Genomic DNA, 1171 nt, shown 5'->3' on the forward strand with positions numbered 1-1171 from the left:
CCCGCGCCAACCGATTCGGAAGAGAACACGAACTGCCTAGCCATGAATACCTCGCTTCGGGTGTTGGATGTGGTATGGGCATTTTGCTTGGCCCACCTTACTTGTCGCAGATACCCGGGGCCTCGAACGCAGCGCACAAGTCGGCAACGTCTCGTCGCACGCAGGCATGGAGATCTTCGTCGTCTGGCCGCTGGAGGACGGAGTCAATGAAGCCAGCAATTTGCACCATTTCCACATCGCGCATGCCCATTGACGTCACTGCTGGCGCCCCCAGGCGAATTCCGCTTGTGACCGCCGGATCCCGCGGGTCGCCAGGCACCATATTAAAGTTTGTGATGATTCCTGCCTTTGCTAGTCGCTCGGCATAGGCCTTGCCCGATAGGGGCCGATCGCGAAGATCAAGGATCAGCATGTGATTGTCCGTCCCCCCGGTAACCAAGCCATAACCTCGCTCGAGCAGTGCCTGGGCCAGAGCCTTGGCATTCTTGACCGTCTGTTGGCCGTAGCTTCGGAAGGACGGGTTCGCGGCTTCGTGCAAGGCAACTGCGAGCGCAGCGATGGTATTCATGTGAGGCCCGCCTTGCAGGTGAGGAAAGACCGCCCGGTCTATTCGTCCGGCGAGATTGTATTTGCTCTTTGTATGATACAGGGCCTGATAGCGATCTTCGTTCCTTGACAAAATGAAGCCACCGCGGGGGCCGCGGATCGACTTGTGGGACGTGCTGCTGACCACGTCGCAATGGCCCACGGGATTCGGGTGCGCTCCCGCGGCAATCAGGCCGCTGATGTGCGCAATGTCGGCTACGAGATAGGAGTTCGCTTCCAGGGCGATTTCTGCCATTGCCGCGTAGTCAAAGACACGCGGGTAAGCAGTTCCGCCGACCCAAATGAGCCGCGGCCGTTCCCGCTTGGCTGTCTCGCGCAAGCGGTCATAGTCAATCTGCTGTGTCTTTTCATCTAGACCATAGGGCACGCGTTGATAGTCAGTTCCGGAAAAGTTGATGGCCCAACCATGAGTCAGATGGCCCCCTTCCGGAAGGGGCAAGCCCATGACTTTGTCACCGGGGCTCAAAAGCGCACGATAGACAGCCTGGTTGGCCGGCGAGCCAGAATAAGGCTGGACGTTGGCATGCTCGCTGCCGAATAATTCTTTCAAGCGCTCAATGGCTAG

Annotated in this window: 1 protein-coding gene; it reads right to left on the reverse strand. The window is 58.5% G+C overall.

The features are described 5' to 3' along the window. Positions 1-97 precede the first annotated feature (97 nt). On the reverse strand, positions 98-1171 hold a 1074-nt coding region (glyA, locus tag NKJ26_RS33395), incomplete at its 5' end, for a serine hydroxymethyltransferase (RefSeq protein WP_352700104.1).

Source organism: Mesorhizobium sp. M0152 (genome assembly GCF_040322415.1).
In the GTDB taxonomy this organism is placed as follows: Bacteria; Pseudomonadota; Alphaproteobacteria; order Rhizobiales; family Rhizobiaceae; genus Mesorhizobium.